We start from the raw sequence: 19,509 nt of genomic DNA, 5'->3' as shown, positions 1-19,509 counted from the left end.
ATTACTTAGCTTGGTCTGGAAATACTCTTTTTACTGTATCTGAAAATTCATCAAAAAATCCTTCGACTGGTTCATCAGCCCGAATTCTTTCCCCGTAGTCTTTAAACTGCTTGCTAAAATCGGGATTTGCGGATACATATACATTTTTGAAATTAGCATTTTCAGCTTTGGCTGCATCTGAAATTTTAGTTTTTAATGCTTCCGTCTCATCTACACCTTCTTTAAGGTCCACCGCCACATATGCATTATTGTCCGTAACTAGTACACTTGCCGATTCCACTTCTTCTAACTCTTTAATCTTATTAGACACTTCATCCGCTAGCTCTACTTTTCTTCCTTCTGTACCATTTGCTACTCCATTACCTGTTGTTCCACCATTTGTAACGTCATCATTACCATTCATGTCTTCATTTACCGTATTCTTGTTTTCCGTTGCTTTATCAGTGCCGTTGTCTGTTGCCTTATCGTCATTATTAGTTCCGCAAGCGGTCAATAAGCCGATGAGAAGCATCATAATAACTAATTTCAGTAATTTATTCACTATATCTTTCCTCCTTTTAATTTGCTATACAAATAGCTTGGTCTATTTAAAATGAATTATGCGTAAGTTCATAAAAACTGGGTCAATCTTTGATATAATTTATTTAATGAAAATCAGATAAGGGGAGATTATTAAAAATGAGTATGGATATTATTAAGCAGCTTGAGACATCATACGATGAAATGGTCAGTATTCGACGTTATTTACATATGCATCCCGAAGTATCATTTCAAGAAACCGAAACAGCAAAATATATACAAAAATTCTATGCAGATTTACAAATACCTTTCCAAGCAAATATTGGTGGTAATGGAATAGTTGCTCGAGTAAAAGGTGCTTTTCCAGGTAAAACCGTTGCGTTACGAGCAGACTTTGACGCTCTCCCAATACAAGATGAAAAAAACGTTCCTTATAAATCGACAGTTCCGGGTGTCATGCATGCATGCGGTCACGATGGACATACTGCTGCATTGCTTATACTTGCTCGTACGATAAATGAATTTAAAGAACAATTGGCAGGTGAATATGTATTTATCCATCAGCATGCAGAAGAATATGCTCCAGGTGGTGCTAAACCAATGATTGAGGCTGGCTGTTTAGAAGGAGTAGATGTAATTTTCGGTACACATTTATGGTCTCAAACTCCTCTGGGTACTATTGAATACAAGAGTGGTCCCATTATGGCGGCAGCAGATCGATTTTCTATCACAGTCCAGGGTAAAGGCGGACACGGAGCAAATCCACACGACACAAAGGATTCTATTGTAGTGGCCTCTCAATTAGTTGTAAACTTGCAGCAATTAGTGGCAAGACGTGTGAACCCTACTGAATCTGCAGTACTTTCTGTCGGCTCTTTCATAGCAGACAACGCATTTAATATTATTGCGGACACCGTGAAAATGACCGGTACCGTTCGCACATTTAAACCGGATGTTAGAGATTTAATGGAAAATGAATTACAACGTGTGATAGAAGGCACATGCTTTACAGCGGATTGTTCTTATTCTTTCCTATATGAAAGAGGCTATCCGCCAGTTATTAACCACAAAAAAGAAACAGATTATTTAGCTGATATTGCCAAAACTGTTCCTGGAGTTAATGAAGTAAATGAATCCGAATTATTGATGATCGGTGAGGATTTTGGCTACTATTTAGAAGAAATCCCAGGTACGTTCTTCTTTACAGGTGCTATGCCTGAAGGGGATGTATTCCCTCACCATAGCCCAATGTTCGATTTCGATGAAAAAGCTATGCTCATAGCGGCGAAAACGTTGGGAATGGCAGCGATTAACTTTCAAGATAGATAATAACTTTTAGACAAATCAAACTAAATTAATAGCTAGCAATCTCAAGGAGTAGAGAACCGTGAATATTTTTACGGTACTCTACTCTTTTTAAGCATCATGACTACAATTCAATGCTACTTGCTTTCATCCTATAGTTACTTGCTTCCTAACATCAAATACTTGCATATAGGGTTTTTATACCAAAATACTCTTTTCCTCCACTTGTTGGATGTAGAAATTTGTTGTAGGATTAATTGTTTACTTTTAACAACAATGATTAGAAAGTTTGGTGGAAGAAAATGAATACAAAAGCATTAATACTTGCGTTATTCACCGTCGTTATTTGGGGCTCTTCTTTTGCGGCAATTAGCGCCAGTTTACAGGGTGGCTATTCAGCGGGGCATTTAATATTAGTTCGATTTCTGATTGCTTCTATAATATTTCTTGTTATCGCACTTTGGCCTGGAGTCAATTTTAAGTTACCTCAAAAGGAAGATATCTTTAAAATAGTCATGCTCGGTTTTATCGGGATTAATATATACCATCTTTGTGTTACATTTGGACAACTATCGATATCTGCAGGAACAGCTGGTATGCTGATTGGTTCCGCCCCTATCTTCACGACTATAATAGCTATTATTGTATTGAAGGAAAGTCTAGGAAAAATCGGGTGGTTTGGATTAGCATTTGGTTTTGTTGGCATTATTTTAATTGCTTTAGGAACGGGGGGAGGCTCTTTAGGTATTTCTCCTGGAGTATTTTTAGTTCTCATCGCCGCTTTTTCAACAGCTATCTTTTTTGTATACCAAAAACCTTTATTTAAAAAGTACAGTGCCATTGAATTGACTGCGTACTTTACTTGGACTGGTACTATCCCTTTTCTATTCTTTGCACCTGGACTGTTCGAGGGAATTCAGCACGCTACGTTAGAGGCTAATTTATCTGCCATTTATATAGGTATATTCCCGACTGCCATCGCCTATTTAACATGGGCTATAGCATTGTCCTATAGTGAAGCTAGTTCTGTGTCCAATTCTTTGTATTTAGAGCCTGTCGTTGCAATTTTCGTGACATGGATTTGGTTAAATGAACTTCCCTCCCTCCTGTCTATTGTTGGAGGAATCGTAGCTATTACCAGTGTTATTATTGTTAATTTGTACGGAAAAAAAGACCAGCTAAAGCTTTCACAGCAGGCCCCTATATCTACTTATGATAAAATAGACATATTATAATCGAAGGGATGTAAAATACATGAAATCTCCTTTTACATTTATTCATACAGCACCCAACAACGCTGAACAAAAACAACCTGCCCTATTTTTACTGCATGGTATGGGGAGTAATGAAGCAGATTTACCGCAGCTAGTGAAGGATTTTGAGAACACGCATCATATTTTTAGCTTACGCGGTCCTATCGTCCGAAAACCTGGCTACTCATTTTTCGAAATTGAAGAAATCGGCAAACCTGTAAGGGATATTTTCGATAAAGTCGTAACGCATATTCAAGCTTTCATTCGAGAAGCGATTGTGGAGTACAATTTAAATGATGATGACATTACGATACTTGGATTTAGTCAAGGAGCCATTCTTGCACAAACAATTGCGCTGACAATGGGTAGCGAAATTAGCAAAGTAGTAGCATTAAGTGGATATATTCCTGAGTTTGTTAAAACAGAATATAGCAAGCGTAACGTTAATCATTTATCCATCTTTATCTCTCATGGAGATTATGACTATGTAATTCCATCACAATGGGGCATCGAAAGTAAAGATTTTTTTGAAACCATGAAAGCTCATGTAACTTTTAAAACATATAATGAAGGGCATGGCGTTACACCGGATAATCATCGAGATTTAATTGGATTTTTAAAAGAAAACTAATTATTACAAGGCTGAAAATATGTTAACCATATTTTTTAGCCTTGTTTCTCATTACTCACCTTCCAGAGGATTTTCTCTACGTACTCGCTATTCAACTTAATAGCAAAAGCTGAAAAATTCTGATAAAATCAAACTATCCTTTGCATAAGAAAGCTTTGGTTTTTTTGAAACTTATTGCATCGTTTCCTCGTATATATGGTATGACTTAAATTTGGAGGTACAAGAATGGGCATTAATTTAGTTAAGGGTCAAAAAATTGATTTAACAAAGGGTAGATCTTCCCTATCCAGTGTTATGGTAGGACTAGGATGGGACCCTGTGGAAAAGAAAAAAAGTGGTGGTTTTTTAGGTGGACTATTAGGTGGAGGTAGTGGTGGCGGGGCGGCTATCGATTGCGACGCTTCTGTACTTCTTTTAGATGAAAAAGGCAAATTAGTATCTAAGCAGCATGTTATATATTTTGGAAATAAAACAAGTCAAGATGGTAGCGTTGTCCACTCTGGGGATAATTTAACTGGAGACGGCGATGGAGACGACGAAGTGATCAACGTAAATCTAAGTGCTATTTCACCATCTGTACATAGATTGGTGTTTATAGTAAACATTTATCAAGCAAAACAAAGAAAACAAGACTTTGGACTAATTCAAAACGCTTTTATCCGTCTAGTGGATAACGGCACAAAAGAAGAACTAGTTCATTATAATTTAAGTGAAAGCTATGCTGGTAAAACATCTCTTATTCCTGGAGAGCTATACCGTAACGGATCAGATTGGAAATTCTCTGCAATCGGTGAAGGTACATCAGATTTAGATATCGGTTCAATTGCAAACAAATACTTATAAGGAGTGGTTATAAATGGGCATTAACTTATCAAAAGGACAAAAGGTAGACTTAACAAAAACGAATCCTGGTTTAGTAAATGTAACTGTAGGCTTAGGCTGGGATACAAATAAATATGACGGAGGAAAAGATTTTGACTTAGACTCCTCTGTATTTCTATTAGGTAGCAACAGCAAATGTGCATCAGAAAGCGACTTTGTATTCTACAATAACACTACTGGTGGTAACGGGGCTGTTGTTCACACAGGAGATAATCGTACGGGTGATGGAGATGGAGATGACGAGTCAGTAAATGTAAATCTATCTACTGTTCCTTCATCTATTGAAAAAATTGCCTTTTGTATTACAATTCATGATGCAGAAGACAGAGGGCAAAACTTTGGTCAAGTAAGCAATTCATATGTACGTATTTTAAATGCAGATACACAAGAAGAATTGATCCGCTATGATCTTGGTGAAGATTTCTCCATTGAAACTGCAGTCGTTGTTGGTGAACTATATCGCCATAATAACGAATGGAAATTCAATGCAATCGGAAGTGGATACCAAGGCGGTCTTGGAGCATTAGTTTCAGACTTCGGCTTGAATTAATAACTTCTCTCAAAAAGCAAGGGCATGCTTCCTTGCTTTTTGTTTTAGCATCTGAAGAAAGCCGAGGTATTTGGGTATACCTAATAACTCCCCTTCTTCATTCTTAGGAGTGGAAAATATGAGACAATTCAAAGGGGTTAGTGAGAAAGAGATACGTCAATTCTTTCATATACCACCTAGCGACTTTTCCAAAAAATTGGAAAGAAAAAAATTAGGGATGGCTATGGGAGCAGCTTTATACTTACCAGGTTCAATGCCCAATTTCAGCTATAAACTATCAAATAATAATTTAAAGAATTTAACAAGTGCTATCATTTGTTTAGAAGATGCTGTTTCCGATTCAGAACTTTCAGCAGCAGAACAAAACGTTGTGAATGAATTAAAATTAATAGAACAAAATGATCTAAATGGCTTAATAGATACAAATGAGATCCCACTCTTGTTTATCCGAATAAGAACCGTTCAACATTTAGAAAAAATGTCGACTTTATTAGGAAGTGCTATTAGTTATATCACAGGAATCGTTCTTCCAAAATGTACCTCTCATAATGTAAAAAGCTTTTTTTTATGTTTACAAAATTTAAACCTTCAACACTCTATTCACTTATATGCATTGCCCATTTTGGAAACGAAAGAAATTATTTATACAGAAACTAGAGAGCAAGAACTTTCTAACCTATATACAGTTTTCAAACAGTTTGAAGACCTAATACTCACTATACGAGTTGGGGCAACCGATTTTACTAGCCTCTTCAGTCAAAGACGTCCTGGAAATAGAACAATCTACGACCTGCTCCTAATCACTAATTGTTTGACCGATATATTAAACAAATTCAATCGTAAAGAAGATAACTTTGTCATTTCCGGTCCTGTTTACGAGTATTTTGAATCTCAGGATTCTTTCCGTCTATTCACGGATACAAATAGTATAGAGTCCATTCTTTGGAATGAGGTTCAGTTGGATGTTTTAAATGGTTTCTACGGGAAAACGTGCATTCACCCTTCTCAAATCGATATTGTTAATAGTGCATATATAGTGTCTAAAGAATTATTTGAAGACGCGTGTTTAATCGTAGAAAACAATGCTGCAACAAATGGTGTTTTGCGAAGTTCAGCTAGAAACAAAATGAATGAGGTAAAACCTCATTACAGCTGGGCTATGAAGATTATTGCTCAAGCAGAAATATATGGGGTGTTTAAAGAAAATGTTACATCACTCGACTTCCTTCAATACATTAAAAACCTATAATCTACATGGAGATTTAAAGTTAGTAATCGACATTAAATATAATCCGTATAAATTCTTACCAGAGTCACTTTTCCAAATGGCCGTGAGAATTAATAAAAAACGACAATTTTTATTCGTCAGTCGACTTCTTGGTAAGCATTTAGCAGTGGATCCAGCCATTTCACTTGGAACAGGCTCTATTTTAGCTTCTATGCTTATGGAGGATGAAGGTTTAGAAGGTCATCCACTAGTAAATGAAATTGTTCAAATGGTTAATTCAGAAATTCCAGATCGAAAACTGAGTTTGAAATCTTTGACCTTTAAGTCAAACTTACCAAATAACACCGTATTCATTGGATTTGCTGAAACGGCAACTGGTCTTGGCCATGCAGTATTTCATCACTTTCAAAATGCTCATTACATTCATACAACAAGAGAAGAAATCCTACATTTGGAACCTTCTTTTTATTTTGAAGAAGAGCATTCCCACGCAACCTCTCACAGCGTCTATGCATCTGAACAAACATTACAGGATGCAGAAACCATTGTGTTAATAGATGATGAAATAACTACAGGTCTTACACTCTCTAATTTAATCGTTGCATTAAATAATTCTTTTCCAGGCAAACGGTATAAAATTCTATCTATCTTGGACTGGAGAACTGAACAACATCAAAATGATTTTACCCTACTAATGAACGAACACAATATTTCTGCAGAAATTATCACTATTATGGGTGGACAATTTACCCTACTAAATCAAGCATCAATTGAAGAAAAAGAAACACCTTTCCTAAACGGGGTCCAACCATTTGATGTGTTCGCTGACGAACAATTATCCCTAGAAATTACATCGAAGCATCGGAGTGAGCATGCAGCGTATTGTCATTTCACAGGTAGATTTGGTTTAACAAGTGATCTTCACGAAAAAATGGATGATTGGATAGAAAGATTTATAGACAAGCTCCCTAAAACGCAAAGGGATAAATCCACTCTAGTTATAGGTATTGGAGAAAACATCTATTTCCCACATAGATTCGCACTTGCCTTTGGTAATGACACAAAAGTGCAAACTACCACAAGGAGTCCTATCTTAGCAAAAACAGTAGAATCTTATCCTATACAGCACAAATGCAAATTTAAGCTGCCGGATTCCAATGGTATTGACCAATATTTGTACAATCTCTCGGAAATAGATGCCGAGCAAATCATCGTTATTTCTGAGTCTGTTCAAGATCATGCCACTTGGTTTCCACTTCTTTCGTATTTAGAAACTTTAGCACCCGTTTCTTGGGTATCTCTTTCTTTACCAGATAGAGGTGAAAAAAATGGATCTTAATTTAGATGGATTGGTTAAATCTAGTTATCCTGCGGAAGATATCACTTTTTTACTGAAGGATTTATCGGACGTTCAGATTGAGTCTTCTGTTGAATCTAGAGAACAACTATTTCAATCAGGCAGTCACTACTCCGAATCTTTGCCGATTGAAAATCGACCAACCTCTGAATATACAAAACTATATAAGCAATCTTTACTTGACTCGGCAGATCATATAGCCCAATTAGTCGGGGTATTATGTAGAAGGGTTAGACGATTCGCAGGTACAGATGACGTCGTAATCGTTTCCCTTGCACGTGCAGGAAGTCCAATAGGGATTTTAATGAAACAATACGCAGAAAAACATTTGAAACTTAATTGGCCACACTTTAGTATATCTATACTAAGAGGAAAAGGAATTGACGAGAAGGCTGTTCGCACTATTAAAGAGCTATATCCGAAAAGTCATCTTCAATTCGTTGATGGTTGGACAGGAAAAGGTGCTATACAAAATGAGCTAACTAAGTCGATCCAAAAGTTAAATGCGGCCTACGACTTTAACTTAAATGATGATCTTGCCGTTTTAACCGATCCAGGCGAATGCGCCACATTATTCGCAACGAGAGAAGACTTCCTTATTCCAAACGCTTGCTTGAACTCAACAGTCTCAGGATTAGTCAGTCGAACTGTACTAAATAATGCATTTCAAGGAGCAGATGATTTTCACGGAGCTAAATATTACGCTGATCTTGCAGAAGTGGATGTATCCAACGAGTTTATCGAAAATATATCCAGTAGATTCCAAGACCAGGAACCAGTCATAATAGAACTTATAAAAGATTTTCCAATCACAAACGAACGTACTTGGAAAGGCATGCAGGAAGTGGAATCCATTGCTCGTAAGTTCTATAAAACTGCTGATATTAGTAAGGTAAAGCCAAGTGTTGGAGAAACGACAAGAGTGCTATTAAGAAGAAAGCCATTTAAAATATTGCTTAGCGATGATAAACATCCATCCCTACGACATATCCTACTCTTATGTAAAGAAAAAAATATCCCTACCGAAATTGTGCCTGGACTTTTTTACCTTGCCATCGGACTGATAGAATCGGAGGATCGATTATGACAATCCTATTTGCTAGTGATTTAGATCGAACACTTATATACAGTAAAAATTCAAGAGGTCAAGAAGTTGGCGAACAGGATTTTGCAGCTGTAGAATGGGTGGATGAAAAACCAACTGCATTTATGACCAATAAAGGTCTTCAGCTGTTTCAACAAATCGCCTCCTCTATAACCTTTTTACCCGTGACAACTAGAACAGCCGAACAATACAATCGAATTACAGGATTATTTCACACAGCAGAAAAACCAAAGTATGCAATTGTATCAAACGGTGCGGTGATCCTGGAAGATGGCAACCCACTTGCTGAATGGTCCGATAAAGTAATCGCACAGATGCAGCAGGATCTCACTTCTATAGAACATGTACTACCTCAACTGGATTCATATAAAAAAAACAAATTTGTCCTTAAAGTTATGCAAGCAGAATCATGGTTTGTATACTTAATCATTGATGAACATACCTTTTCAGTCGAAGATTTTGAAAATCTTTCAGAAATTTTTTATCAGCAAGGGTTCACTCTTTCCCACCAGGGGAGAAAAGTGTATATCATGCCTACTTGCATAAACAAATCGACTGCTCTTCAATTTGTAAAAGAGCGAATTGCCGCAACTACTGTCATTGCTGCAGGAGATTCCATGCTTGACTATGAGATGGTTTTAAAGGCAAATCAAGGCTTTATCCCCTCCCATGGCGAAGCAATTCTCAAAGGTGGAGACCTCCCCTCTCACGTTTCTATTACAAACCAAGCGGGAGTATTAGCAGGAGAAGAAATATTAAATAAGGTAAGCGATTATTTGTTATAATATGTATGAATAGGAGGGAAAGCCCATGGTGAATTTAAATCCCATTAGGATGAAATCGTGGGATTCATCTAATACAGGTATATGGTTGAAAGATTCTTTAGGAGACCCTTCGCTCGTTTCAGTTGACGGAGAAAACTTAACGTATCCTCAATTAGTTTGCCAATACATTGGCATGTCCTTAGATGAAGATGAGTATTTCTCGATTCTACATACACAAGTCAATGATTCCTTAGGAAAGCTGAGCATTCTGACAGGTGCACTTAACAAAGAAATTTCTGCTGAGAAACTACGAGCTCTCAACCAACTCTTTGATTTGCATCGGAAAGAAAAAGGACTTTCTCCAAATCGAATGGTTGCCTTTTTTGATGGCTATTCTTTATTGCCAAATATGAAAGATTTAGGGTTAAATCGACGAATTAGAACCGTTTTTATAGATATACTCAAGAAGCTACAAAATAGCTACACAGAAGGCACACTTCACCATGAATATCGTCGTATAACTACTGATCTAGTAAAGTGGATTTTCAATCATGTAGAACCAGCACTTGAAAAGATAGATTTCGAGCAAGGTCTTCCAGCGTTTCTTTGGTACGGCAGTGCAACACCAAGTGAAAAATGGTTTCTTACATATCTAGCTGATTTCGGTCTCCATGTAGTTATTTTCAATCCAAGTGATGAACCATGGCCGAAAAACCTACTAGCAATTACCGATGATCTTAGTTACCGTTTCCCAAAGGTTTCCCATGATATCAAACCATTACCAGACGAAATGCCTAAAATTGCGGGGACTGTTGCATTTAAAGCAACTCAAGAAATTGACGAGCTTTTACATCATGACGATTCAGGACTTTACAAGCCATTTCAATTTAAATCGTATTCGATTAACTCTATCCGTTTGAAAACTACAGAAGATGAGGCATTCTTAATTTCTAAAGAAAGAGCAATGATTCGTCCTCACTTCCAGGTTAGTAACCAACAGGTAACAATTCCGGTAGTTTTCGCAAAACTGTTAGGTATAGACAAAAACAGAAAACGTTTTTGGAATAATGTTCATTCGTTAACAGAACGAAATGATACGCATGTAATTCGCCAGTTCCCTTTCACGAAGGAACAAAAAACGAATCAGCTTTTCCATTACCGAGATGCTTTAAAAGCAGATGGTATGCTAGATCCCGAAAAAATGAAAGCTGCTAATTGGTGGACTTATGACAAGCTCCCACTCGGAACGCAAACTGTAATCGGTGAAACAATTGCCAAACATGTTAACGAGCCAATACTCATTCGACAGTCCAATGAAACAATAGAAGACTTACAATTATATGCCTTTGCACAATCCATGGTTTTACCTGATTTTGTTATTCGTCTATTACAGACCTTCGATTATCCTCAATTTGTTCCAACTATATTTATATATAACGAGGAGAAAGGTCCTGAACTATCAAGATCTGACGCCAATGCCTTATGTATGATGCACCATTTGGGGCTGGATATTATTATCGTGAATCCTAAAGGGCATCTTGATATAGAAAAATGGGTACAAGAAGGTACCTTTGATATACACTGGATGGACGACCGAAGCTTCAATGATCCATTCAAAGAACCAAGTGTAGTTCATAAGATATTCAAGAAGTTTCTATAGAAATAGGGGGAGAAAACATGGAATTACAAAAGTTAGAAATTGACCAACAAGAACAAATGATGGAAGAAAGCAATGATTTAAAAGCTCAGCTGAAACGTGACCCGCAAGTTTTACAGTTAGTCGCAAAAATTGACCCTAAAAATCAGGTTGGGCTATTAGAATTTGGTCGTGAACCAGCAGACGAAATCTCCAAATTTACAGGACAAATCTTAAGTACGATCAAGTCCAGTAGCATGGAAGAATCGAGTGAACTATTAAAACAGTTAGGCAAAATTATGGATAAATTCGATAAAAAGGACTTTGTTGCAAAGCCCTCTATCTTCGGTAAAATCTTTAAACAAGGTGAAAAACTAATTGAAAAGCTATTCAATAAGTATCAAACAATGGGTGGCGAGATCGATAAAGTGTTCGTGGAAATAACGAAGTATGAAACAGAAATGAAAAAATCTACTGTTACGTTAGAAGATTTGTACGACAAAAATTTCAACTACTTTATGGAATTAGAAAAGTATATTGTAGCTGGCGAGTTAAAGGTCAATCAGTTAAGACAACTCGTACCTAATCTACAGCAAAAAGCTGAAAATGGCGATCAACTAGTTCTAATGGAACTGAATTCTTTGCAAAACGCAATTGAGCTACTTGATCAACGTATTTATGATCTTGAAATGGCAAAACAGGTATCCTACCAATCAGCTCCACAAATTAGAATGTTGCAACGAGGCAATACAAAGTTAATCGGCAAGATAAACTCAGCATTCGTAACAACTATTCCGATTTTTAAAACAGGACTTATCAATGCAATTTCGGCAAAAAGACAAAACCTTGTTGCACAATCGATGAGCGAGCTAGATCGTAGAACGAATGAAATGTTACTTCGTAATGCTAATGATATATCTAAGCAAAGTGTAGATATCGCCAGAATGTCAGGGCAACCTAGCATTAAAATTGAAACAATCGAACAAACATGGGATACGATTATGCGCGGGATGAACGAAACAAAAGCTATTGAAGAAGAAAATCGTAAAATGAGAGAACAAGGTCGTCTGCGTTTAGAAGAATTACAAAAGAAATATGAAGATGGTCAAAAAAAATAACTTTAAATATGGATGAGGAGGAAACAAAATGTCAGTTATTAACCTATCGAAGGGGCAAAAAATTGATTTAACGAAAACGAATCCAGGATTAAAAAATGTCTTAGTTGGACTAGGCTGGGATACGAATAGATATAGTGGTGGAGATGACTTTGATTTAGATGCTTCTGCTTTTATCGTAGATGGTAACGGAAAAGCCTTCAATGAAAAAAGCTTTATCTTTTATAATAACCTTCAAAGTGAGGAAGGCTCAGTTATCCACACTGGGGATAACCGTACCGGAGATGGTGATGGTGATGATGAGCAACTCCTCGTTAAGTTACCACTTGTACCAAACGCAGTCCAAAAAGTTGTTTTTACTGTAACTATTCACGATGCAGATCAACGAAAACAAAATTTCGGTCAAGTTTCAAATGCTTTTATACGAATAGTGAATGAAGATACAAATGAAGAAATTATGCGATACGACTTAGGGGAAGATTTCTCCATAGAAACAGCACTTGTTGTAGGAGAAATTTATAGGCACAACAATGAATGGAAGTTTAATGCAATTGGTAGTGGGTTCCAAGGCGGCCTAGCATCACTAATTACGGAATTTGGATTGAGCTAACCTGATCTTAACCGAGGGGAATTTGAAAATTAATGGATATAATTAACGGTTTTATCGATACGTACGCAATGTTTTTTGATTGGGACATGTGGGTCCAAGTTTTAACCGATCCTGTAAGCTGGGGGTTAATCGGTACTCTAGTTGTCTTGGAAGGACTTCTTTCAGCTGATAACGCACTTGTTTTAGCTGTTATGGTAAAACATTTACCTGTCAAGCAACGTAAAAAGGCATTATTTTACGGATTATTGGGTGCATATATTTTTAGATTTATAGCTATTGGAATAGGTGTTTTCCTCATCAAACTTTGGTGGGTAAAAGTAATCGGCGCTCTTTATCTTGCCTATTTGGCGATCAAATACTTCATGGATAAACGAGCTGGAACAGAGGAAGAAATGGTTGAAGGTGTGAATAAGACAGGATTACTTATTCGTCTTTTCGGTACTTTCTGGGGTACAGTAGTAGCAGTTGAAATGATGGACATCGCATTCTCCGTTGATAGTGTATTAGCTGCTTTCGGTATTAGTGATCAAGTTTGGATATTACTACTTGGGGGAATGCTTGGAGTTCTGATGATGCGTGGGATTGCGGGAGTATTCATTAAGCTAATTGACCGTATTCCTGAATTGGAAACTAGTGCTTATGTGTTAATATTAATCATTGCAGCTAAAATGATGCTAGGCGTATTTGGTCTTCATATTAGCCATTATGTCTTCTTCACGATTCTGGTTGTTACGTTTGTAGCGACTTTCGTGATTCATTACATGCGAAAAAATTAAATAGCAAAATAAAAAAATCTTTGAATTGGTTCCCGAGTGTATATTAAACACTCGGGACTTTTTGATTCAATTTAAATTCTCTATAACAATGTGATGCTAGGTGGATGAATACTAGTTTTTGGCTTTTCTTATTTACACTGAATATTTTCCAAAATAATCCCACTCTTCGGGATACTTGGCATACTAACCAAGCTATAGCTTAAGTCTTGTTCAGGGAGCTGATAAGTTAGATGATTAACTAAAAAGTCGAGTGATACTTCCATTATTTCAATGGTCACAAATTCTCAAGCACAACGATGGCCCATCATATAATCTCCTCCACCCTGAGGTATGAAATCGAATGGACTTTTATTCCACCCAGAAAACCTATAGGGATTAAATATATCTGGATTATCCCACAATTCCGTATTATGATTTGTTCCATACAAATCAAGCAACGTCAAGGTTCCTTCCTTAAACGAATAGCCTTCCCAAGTGAAATCCTTTCTTACTTTAGCCGCAGCCATTGGAAAGAAAGGATAAAAACGCCTTACTTCTTGAACGAACATTTGAAAATACTTCGGTTCTGCTCTTTCTAGCTTTTCTTTTTGGTCAGGATAATGCTGAATTGCAAGTGCAGTAAAATTAATATAAATAGCAATCGCTACAATAGGTCTTAAAATATTTACCACTTCGACAGCAGCTACTTTTTCCTCTAAGTACTTACCTTCCAAATCTTTATGCAAAGAGATTTCACGTAACGCTGTACCTTCAGGTGGAGTAAGATTTCCTTCTCGAACTTGATTAACCAAACCTACTACCCAATGCTCTATCTGCTTACGGGCATGCCTCCCTTTCCAATGCTGTGGACCAAGAGCAGTTGGAGATTCAAACAAGACAGCTAGCTGCTCCGCTCGTTCTTTTACTCCCTCCCCCTTAATCGGAACCCCTCCCCATTCACATGCAATTCTACACATGATTTCTTTAGCTTCATCATACAAAATGATCTGCTCCATCTGCTCCCATTTCTTTGCAGCAAGTCGCCATTGTATTTCTGTAATTTCATGTAAGCTTCTAGGCGACTCTTTGTCATCAATGACATAAACATCGACTTACGATGGCGATGTGCCTCATCATCTAATGTTTGGACCCCTTCCTCACCAAACAAAGTCTTTTGCAAACGCTTAGGTGCTACCCCATTTCTTATGAATTTCTCTTCATCATAGAATAATTTTGCTGCTTTTTCTCCACTCATACAAATTACGCTTTGTCCTAACAGGCGAGTTTCGAATACATTGGAGGCAAAGCTTTTCTTTCTATTTGGAATGTACATATACCCTTCTCTTAACAAACTCAGACTGTGATTCAACCCTTCTTCACGAGGAAAACTATTAATCATGTCCATACACCCTTCCCTTTCGAACTTTCCTCATCATCTTTTCCCTATTGCATCTTGTTAAAACTTATAAAATATATAAAACACCCCGTAAATGTTAGTTTGGTGTCTAACATTTACGGGGCAGTTCATCCACTCGAAAATTGGATTTACTAATTATATAGTTATGCAATCATTTGACGACAAGCTTCTGCACATTTACGGCAAGCTTCTGCACAACGCTTGCAATGTTCGTGGTCGTGTTTTGCACATTCTTCTGCACAATCTTCACAGATTCTAGCACATAAATCACAAATCTCTTTAACGAATGGACTATTACGAGTCATCGCTTGTATAGCATAACTACAAATATCTGCACATTCTCGATCTAGTCTAATACAACCCACCATCATTTTCACATCATCTTCATTTAGGCTGGCCTGAAAACAATTATTACATGCCTCCAAACACTCTTGGCATGCTTTCACACATTCTTCATAGGACATTTGCAAAATATATCTCCTCACTTTCATAAACATAATTAGTTATAGTTACTTATTCCCTCGAATTAAGCAACTAAACGAATTTACAAGAGAAAAGGAAAAAGAGTTTATATACGGCATGGAACAATTGAAAGTATAGAATTGGAACAAGGAAACGGAAAAACATTTTGTGATATAGATATAAATGGAGAAGAATCAAAAGAATAAGAAGTATGCGTGGAAGCTAACACGGCACAAATTTTAAATATACGAGAAGATAAAGATGATGATAATGATCGAGCTCAATTACCTTCTAATACTGAGCAAATAACAGAGGCTAAAGCAATTGAAATTGCTCAAAAACAAATCAAAGGAACATTAGTAGAAATTGAATTAGATTCAGATGATGATCGATTTGAATATGAAATAGAATCGCGCACAGCAAAAGGCAAAGCGGAGTTCACAATCGAAGCAAGCACAGGGGATGTCCTAGAGTTTGAACTTGATAATGATTAAAATATAAAACGAGTCGCTTGGTGTACACACATCAAGCGACTTTTTTGATTACTCGAATACATAACGACTTTTTTAGAATTGTTATTAATGGGTATGGTAAAGTTAAGGCAGGTATTCTAGATCCTGCCATCAAAATCGGCTAATCACACGAAGTATAATTTCGAAAGGATGATTCGATGAAAAAGCAATATTACGTGAATGGTGAATGGAAATCTTCAAGCAAATATACAGAACTACTCTCCCCTCATACAAAGGAAGTCATAGCACAGATTCCACAAGCAACTCATGAGGAAGTAGAAACAGCGATTGACATTGCATATGAAACAAGAAAACAAATGGCAGCTTTAACTGCATATGAACGGGCTGCAATTCTAGAGCAAATCACGCAATTATTTATCGATAATCGTCAGGAAGCTGCGAAAATCATTTCTTTAGAAGCTGCAAAACCGATTAAATATGCGTTAGCTGAAATTGATCGTACGATTGAAACATATAAATTTGCGGCAGAAGAAGCTAAACGAATAACTGGAGAAATGATTCCGATGGACGGTGCAAAAAACGGTGCAAATCGTTTCGGCTATACAATAGAAGAACCAGTTGGAGTAGTTGCTGCGATTACACCGTTTAATTTCCCTCAAAACTTAGTAGCGCATAAAGTTGGTCCTGCTATTGCTGCGGGCAACACAATCGTTTTGAAACCAGCATCACAGACCCCTCTCTCCGCACTTTTTTTAGCGGAGTTAATCGATCAAACCACGCTACCTAAAGGTGCATTCAATGTCATTACAGGTAGCGGAAAAACTGTTGGAGATGCACTAGTAGAAAGTGACAAAGTAAAAATGATTACGTTTACTGGTAGTCCAGCTGTTGGAAAAGGGATTCGAGATAAAGCGGGATTAAAGAAAGTAGCATTAGAACTAGGCTCTAACTCAGGCTTGATCATCGATAAAAATGTAGATCTTTCTCAAATTGTTCCAAAATGTGTAATGGGTGCATTCTCTAACCAAGGTCAGGTATGCATATCTTTACAGCGAACATATGTAATGGATAAAGTATACGATGAGTTTCTGGAGCAATTTTCTCTCTTAACTAACAAGCTAGTAATTGGACATCCAAATGATGAGTCTACAGACATTTCAGCTATGATTCATCCCGACGAACAAGAACGTGCTCTAAACTGGGTACAGGAAGCCGTCGAACAAGGGTCTAATATAATTTCTGGTGGGACTATAGAAAATGGTGTCTTCTTACCTACTATTTTAACTAATGTGTCTGCAACTTCTAAGGTTTCTTGTCAGGAAGTCTTTGCCCCTATCGTTGTAGTCAATCGTATCTCTTCTATCGAAGAAGGCATCGCTGCCATCAACAATTCCGATTTTGGTCTACAGGCAGGAATTTTCACAAATGATATACAAACAGCTTTTAAAGCCTCGAAGGAACTACAGGTTGGTGGTGTCATGATTAATGATATTCCTACCTATCGCATCGACCAAATGCCCTACGGAGGTGTGAAAGAAAGCGGTACTGGTAAAGAAGGTCTAAAGTATGCGATTCATGAAATGATGGAGACAAAACTTGTTGTTTGGAATCAGCAATAACAACATATAGGGGATGGGTTAGGATAAATTAACAAACCTAATTTGAAATTAGCAAATCAATACAAAGTATCATCCTATTCTAAGAAAAACTGGGTAAAAGTCACCCAGTCCTTTAGTTCAAAACCTGTTTCCAACGTTTCCGAAGTGCTTTGGACAGATTTCTTGCTATATTATTACCGATGAAATTTTTAGAGATTCTGGTCGTGACTAACGTCACGACTAGAATCTCTTTTTTCGATAATCTTATGGCGTTTGTCTGTCCATTGCACTCCTTCAACGCTTAGAAACAGGTCAGTGCATTTTTTGATAACTAGAGAAAAGATACTTTCCTAATCAATGAGCAAGCTCACGAAGATGCAATTTCGTTCGCTATTTCGCTTCTTTATTTAGTAACTACTTACTATTTCTCTTTTTTTCCACTAGTATAAAAGAAAATCTGCTCTCCCACTATCATCGGATAATAGCAGCATACCTAATTCAAAAGCGATTACAATTAATTTAATCACTCTCTAAAATTTGGCCAATCTTATCATCTAAGCGAGAAAGTCGAGACCCCGCAGGGGGAGCATAGCGACTGAGGAGGCTCGACCTCGTCCGTGGAAAGCGTCCGCCTGAAACGGAAATCATAGTATTATTCGTTTTTTAAAATGCGGCAAACCCAGTGTTCATAGGACATTTTTATACACTTTCCTATCTTCCAAGAAAAGGAGCCAAACTGTTGCCCCTTTTTTATGTTCTCCCCTAAATTTCTGAATTATTAATGTACACAAAGATATGTTAAGTATCTTGAGTTTGAGACGATAGTAGTGTAGTGTATCAATTATTTATCATTAGGAGTGTCTTTATGAAGAAAAGTATTGTTATTATTTTATTATTTATATCTTTATTAATTATTACGGGATGTACTGAGAAGGAATCCTCTTCCGAAAACCATCAAATAAAAGTCGGTATTATGCTTTCCGATGCTGGCCTTGGAGATCAATCATTCTCTGATTTAGGGTTTGCAGGTTTAGAAAAAGCCCGTGATGAGCTAAATATTTCGTTTGATTATCGAGAAATACAAGAAACGGAGACATATGCAAAGGGATTAGAGGAGCTAGTTCAAAACGATAATGACCTAATAATTGGTCTTGGTTTTTCAATCCAAAAAGATTTGGAAACAATAGCTAAAAAATATCCTAAAAAAGTATTTTTACTAGTAGATGCTCAATCAGACCTCCCCAATGTAAACAACGTAACATTTAAAGAAGAGGAAGCCTCATTTTTATTAGGAGCAATTGCCGGTATGAAAACAACCAGTAACGTCGTTGGATTTCTTGGGGGCGAGGATGTTCCCCTCATTCAAAAATTTGAAAAAGGCTTTGCAGCCGGTGTAAAATCTGAAAACCCCGGAGCAGTAGTGCTGTCCAAATACGCTGGTGACTTCGGCAATGACAAATTGGGTGAAAGCATTGCTAAAGAAATGATTTCAGCCAATGCGGACTTTATATATCCCGCAGCAGGGTTCACAGGTGTAGGTGCAATTAACGAATCCCAACGCACTGGCACTTATTCATTTGGAGTAGATAGTGACCAGTTTTATTTGGCAGAAAATTCAATAGTTTCTTCCATGCTAAAACAAGTCGATGTCGCTATTTTTAATACTATACAAGAATTAGTAGAAACCGGTGAAATCGCTGAAAAAAATCAAGCATTAGGCATAAAAGACAATGGTGTAAGTATAGCACCTATTCGTGTAATTGAGCTCTCTCCTGCCGAGCAAAATCGATTAGCGAAGCTGCAAGAAGAAATCGCAAGTGGCTCAATCACAATACTACAATAGAAATTA

20 protein-coding genes are annotated in these 19,509 nt (G+C 37.1%); 16 read left to right on the top strand and 4 right to left on the bottom strand.

Translation table 11 applies throughout. The annotated features are described in order from the left end of the window. Position 1: 1 nt before the first annotated feature. A complete protein-coding gene (locus ACN6MX_RS00745; RefSeq protein ID WP_419960783.1) occupies positions 2 to 541 on the bottom strand; it encodes a YhcN/YlaJ family sporulation lipoprotein in 540 nt (179 codons plus the stop codon). Between the two features lie 137 nt (positions 542 to 678). Between ACN6MX_RS00745 and ACN6MX_RS00740 the strand changes: the two genes are divergently transcribed. The 13 genes from ACN6MX_RS00740 to ACN6MX_RS00680 all read left to right on the top strand — a co-directional run bounded on the left by ACN6MX_RS00740 (position 679) and on the right by ACN6MX_RS00680 (position 13,731). Then, on the top strand, positions 679 to 1,848 hold the full coding sequence (locus tag ACN6MX_RS00740; RefSeq protein WP_419960782.1) for a M20 family metallopeptidase: 1,170 nt from the start codon (positions 679 to 681) through the stop codon (positions 1,846 to 1,848). A 278-nt stretch (positions 1,849 to 2,126) separates the two neighbouring features. Further along, positions 2,127 to 3,059, top strand: coding sequence for a DMT family transporter (locus tag ACN6MX_RS00735; protein WP_419960781.1), 933 nt, complete (start codon positions 2,127 to 2,129; stop codon positions 3,057 to 3,059). A gap of 19 nt (positions 3,060 to 3,078) precedes the next feature. After that, positions 3,079 to 3,708 (top strand): alpha/beta hydrolase, encoded by a 630-nt coding sequence (locus tag ACN6MX_RS00730; RefSeq protein ID WP_419960780.1) that lies wholly within the window; start codon positions 3,079 to 3,081, stop codon positions 3,706 to 3,708. Positions 3,709 to 3,933: 225 nt separating this feature from the next. Next, positions 3,934 to 4,551, top strand: coding sequence for a TerD family protein (locus ACN6MX_RS00725; RefSeq protein WP_419960779.1), 618 nt, complete (start codon positions 3,934 to 3,936; stop codon positions 4,549 to 4,551). A gap of 13 nt (positions 4,552 to 4,564) precedes the next feature. Continuing rightward, positions 4,565 to 5,140, top strand: a complete 576-nt coding sequence (locus tag ACN6MX_RS00720; protein WP_419960778.1) for a TerD family protein — start codon at positions 4,565 to 4,567, stop codon at positions 5,138 to 5,140. A 118-nt stretch (positions 5,141 to 5,258) separates the two neighbouring features. Then, a complete protein-coding gene (locus tag ACN6MX_RS00715; protein WP_419960777.1) occupies positions 5,259 to 6,389 on the top strand; it encodes an HpcH/HpaI aldolase/citrate lyase family protein in 1,131 nt (376 codons plus the stop codon). Then, positions 6,346 to 7,707 carry a phosphoribosyltransferase domain-containing protein gene (locus ACN6MX_RS00710; protein WP_419960776.1) on the top strand — a complete coding sequence of 454 codons (1,362 nt, stop codon included), beginning with the start codon at positions 6,346 to 6,348 and terminating at the stop codon, positions 7,705 to 7,707. The genes ACN6MX_RS00715 and ACN6MX_RS00710 overlap by 44 nt, the downstream gene beginning before the upstream one ends. Continuing rightward, on the top strand, positions 7,697 to 8,812 hold the full coding sequence (locus ACN6MX_RS00705) for a cysteine protease StiP family protein (RefSeq protein ID WP_419960775.1): 1,116 nt from the start codon (positions 7,697 to 7,699) through the stop codon (positions 8,810 to 8,812). Before ACN6MX_RS00710 ends, ACN6MX_RS00705 begins: the two co-directional genes overlap by 11 nt. Beyond that, positions 8,809 to 9,615 (top strand): HAD family hydrolase, encoded by an 807-nt coding sequence (locus ACN6MX_RS00700; RefSeq protein ID WP_419960774.1) that lies wholly within the window; start codon positions 8,809 to 8,811, stop codon positions 9,613 to 9,615. Before ACN6MX_RS00705 ends, ACN6MX_RS00700 begins: the two co-directional genes overlap by 4 nt. Positions 9,616 to 9,640: 25 nt before the next feature. Then, on the top strand, positions 9,641 to 11,254 hold the full coding sequence (locus ACN6MX_RS00695) for a YceG family protein (protein WP_419960773.1): 1,614 nt from the start codon (positions 9,641 to 9,643) through the stop codon (positions 11,252 to 11,254). Between the two features lie 17 nt (positions 11,255 to 11,271). Next, on the top strand, positions 11,272 to 12,348 hold the full coding sequence (locus ACN6MX_RS00690) for a toxic anion resistance protein (protein ID WP_419960772.1): 1,077 nt from the start codon (positions 11,272 to 11,274) through the stop codon (positions 12,346 to 12,348). A gap of 28 nt (positions 12,349 to 12,376) precedes the next feature. Next, positions 12,377 to 12,955 (top strand): TerD family protein, encoded by a 579-nt coding sequence (locus ACN6MX_RS00685; protein WP_419960771.1) that lies wholly within the window; start codon positions 12,377 to 12,379, stop codon positions 12,953 to 12,955. A gap of 32 nt (positions 12,956 to 12,987) precedes the next feature. Beyond that, positions 12,988 to 13,731 carry a TerC family protein gene (locus tag ACN6MX_RS00680; RefSeq protein WP_419960770.1) on the top strand — a complete coding sequence of 248 codons (744 nt, stop codon included), beginning with the start codon at positions 12,988 to 12,990 and terminating at the stop codon, positions 13,729 to 13,731. Positions 13,732 to 14,015: 284 nt separating this feature from the next. On the opposite strand, the gene ACN6MX_RS00675 is transcribed toward ACN6MX_RS00680, so the two are convergent. The 3 genes from ACN6MX_RS00675 to ACN6MX_RS00665 all read right to left on the bottom strand — a co-directional run bounded on the left by ACN6MX_RS00675 (position 14,016) and on the right by ACN6MX_RS00665 (position 15,591). Beyond that, the gene (locus ACN6MX_RS00675) at positions 14,016 to 14,711 is read right to left on the bottom strand and encodes a cytochrome P450 (RefSeq protein WP_419960769.1); all 696 of its coding nucleotides are present in this window, start codon (positions 14,709 to 14,711) and stop codon (positions 14,016 to 14,018) included. Then, on the bottom strand, positions 14,633 to 15,109 hold the full coding sequence (locus ACN6MX_RS00670) for a hypothetical protein (RefSeq protein ID WP_419960768.1): 477 nt from the start codon (positions 15,107 to 15,109) through the stop codon (positions 14,633 to 14,635). Before ACN6MX_RS00670 ends, ACN6MX_RS00675 begins: the two co-directional genes overlap by 79 nt. Positions 15,110 to 15,270: 161 nt before the next feature. Further along, positions 15,271 to 15,591: a four-helix bundle copper-binding protein gene (locus ACN6MX_RS00665; protein WP_419960767.1), complete on the bottom strand. Its 321-nt coding sequence runs from the start codon at positions 15,589 to 15,591 to the stop codon at positions 15,271 to 15,273. Positions 15,592 to 15,804: 213 nt separating this feature from the next. Here ACN6MX_RS00665 and ACN6MX_RS00660 point away from each other — a divergent pair, with 213 nt between their 5' ends. The 3 genes from ACN6MX_RS00660 (at position 15,805) to ACN6MX_RS00650 (ending at position 19,503) form a co-directional block, all read left to right on the top strand. Beyond that, positions 15,805 to 16,083, top strand: a complete 279-nt coding sequence (locus ACN6MX_RS00660) for a PepSY domain-containing protein (protein ID WP_419960766.1) — start codon at positions 15,805 to 15,807, stop codon at positions 16,081 to 16,083. Positions 16,084 to 16,259: 176 nt separating this feature from the next. After that, a complete protein-coding gene (locus ACN6MX_RS00655) occupies positions 16,260 to 17,681 on the top strand; it encodes an aldehyde dehydrogenase family protein (RefSeq protein WP_419960765.1) in 1,422 nt (473 codons plus the stop codon). Positions 17,682 to 18,525: 844 nt separating this feature from the next. Continuing rightward, the gene (locus tag ACN6MX_RS00650; protein WP_419960764.1) at positions 18,526 to 19,503 is read left to right on the top strand and encodes a BMP family lipoprotein; all 978 of its coding nucleotides are present in this window, start codon (positions 18,526 to 18,528) and stop codon (positions 19,501 to 19,503) included. Positions 19,504 to 19,509: the final 6 nt, after the last annotated feature.

It is taken from the genome of Psychrobacillus sp. BM2, from assembly GCF_048572895.1.
Taxonomy (GTDB): domain Bacteria; phylum Bacillota; class Bacilli; order Bacillales_A; family Planococcaceae; genus Psychrobacillus.
This window is presented reverse-complemented; position numbering and strand designations above follow the sequence as displayed.

Excerpts from the sequence above, each read along its gene's own strand:
- ACN6MX_RS00690 (WP_419960772.1), top strand. The coding sequence starts at position 11,272 with ATGGAATTACAAAAGTTAGAAATTGACCAACAAGAACAAATGATGGAA.
- ACN6MX_RS00710 (WP_419960776.1), top strand. The coding sequence starts at position 6,346 with ATGTTACATCACTCGACTTCCTTCAATACATTAAAAACCTATAATCTA.
- ACN6MX_RS00650 (WP_419960764.1), top strand. The coding sequence starts at position 18,526 with ATGAAGAAAAGTATTGTTATTATTTTATTATTTATATCTTTATTAATT.
- ACN6MX_RS00685 (WP_419960771.1), top strand. The coding sequence starts at position 12,377 with ATGTCAGTTATTAACCTATCGAAGGGGCAAAAAATTGATTTAACGAAA.
- ACN6MX_RS00715 (WP_419960777.1), top strand. The coding sequence starts at position 5,259 with ATGAGACAATTCAAAGGGGTTAGTGAGAAAGAGATACGTCAATTCTTT.
- ACN6MX_RS00670 (WP_419960768.1), bottom strand. The coding sequence starts at position 15,109 with ATGATTAATAGTTTTCCTCGTGAAGAAGGGTTGAATCACAGTCTGAGT.
- ACN6MX_RS00735 (WP_419960781.1), top strand. The coding sequence starts at position 2,127 with ATGAATACAAAAGCATTAATACTTGCGTTATTCACCGTCGTTATTTGG.
- ACN6MX_RS00695 (WP_419960773.1), top strand. The coding sequence starts at position 9,641 with ATGGTGAATTTAAATCCCATTAGGATGAAATCGTGGGATTCATCTAAT.
- ACN6MX_RS00730 (WP_419960780.1), top strand. The coding sequence starts at position 3,079 with ATGAAATCTCCTTTTACATTTATTCATACAGCACCCAACAACGCTGAA.
- ACN6MX_RS00725 (WP_419960779.1), top strand. The coding sequence starts at position 3,934 with ATGGGCATTAATTTAGTTAAGGGTCAAAAAATTGATTTAACAAAGGGT.
- ACN6MX_RS00655 (WP_419960765.1), top strand. The coding sequence starts at position 16,260 with ATGAAAAAGCAATATTACGTGAATGGTGAATGGAAATCTTCAAGCAAA.
- ACN6MX_RS00665 (WP_419960767.1), bottom strand. The coding sequence starts at position 15,591 with ATGTCCTATGAAGAATGTGTGAAAGCATGCCAAGAGTGTTTGGAGGCA.
- ACN6MX_RS00720 (WP_419960778.1), top strand. The coding sequence starts at position 4,565 with ATGGGCATTAACTTATCAAAAGGACAAAAGGTAGACTTAACAAAAACG.
- ACN6MX_RS00700 (WP_419960774.1), top strand. The coding sequence starts at position 8,809 with ATGACAATCCTATTTGCTAGTGATTTAGATCGAACACTTATATACAGT.
- ACN6MX_RS00740 (WP_419960782.1), top strand. The coding sequence starts at position 679 with ATGAGTATGGATATTATTAAGCAGCTTGAGACATCATACGATGAAATG.
- ACN6MX_RS00680 (WP_419960770.1), top strand. The coding sequence starts at position 12,988 with ATGGATATAATTAACGGTTTTATCGATACGTACGCAATGTTTTTTGAT.
- ACN6MX_RS00705 (WP_419960775.1), top strand. The coding sequence starts at position 7,697 with ATGGATCTTAATTTAGATGGATTGGTTAAATCTAGTTATCCTGCGGAA.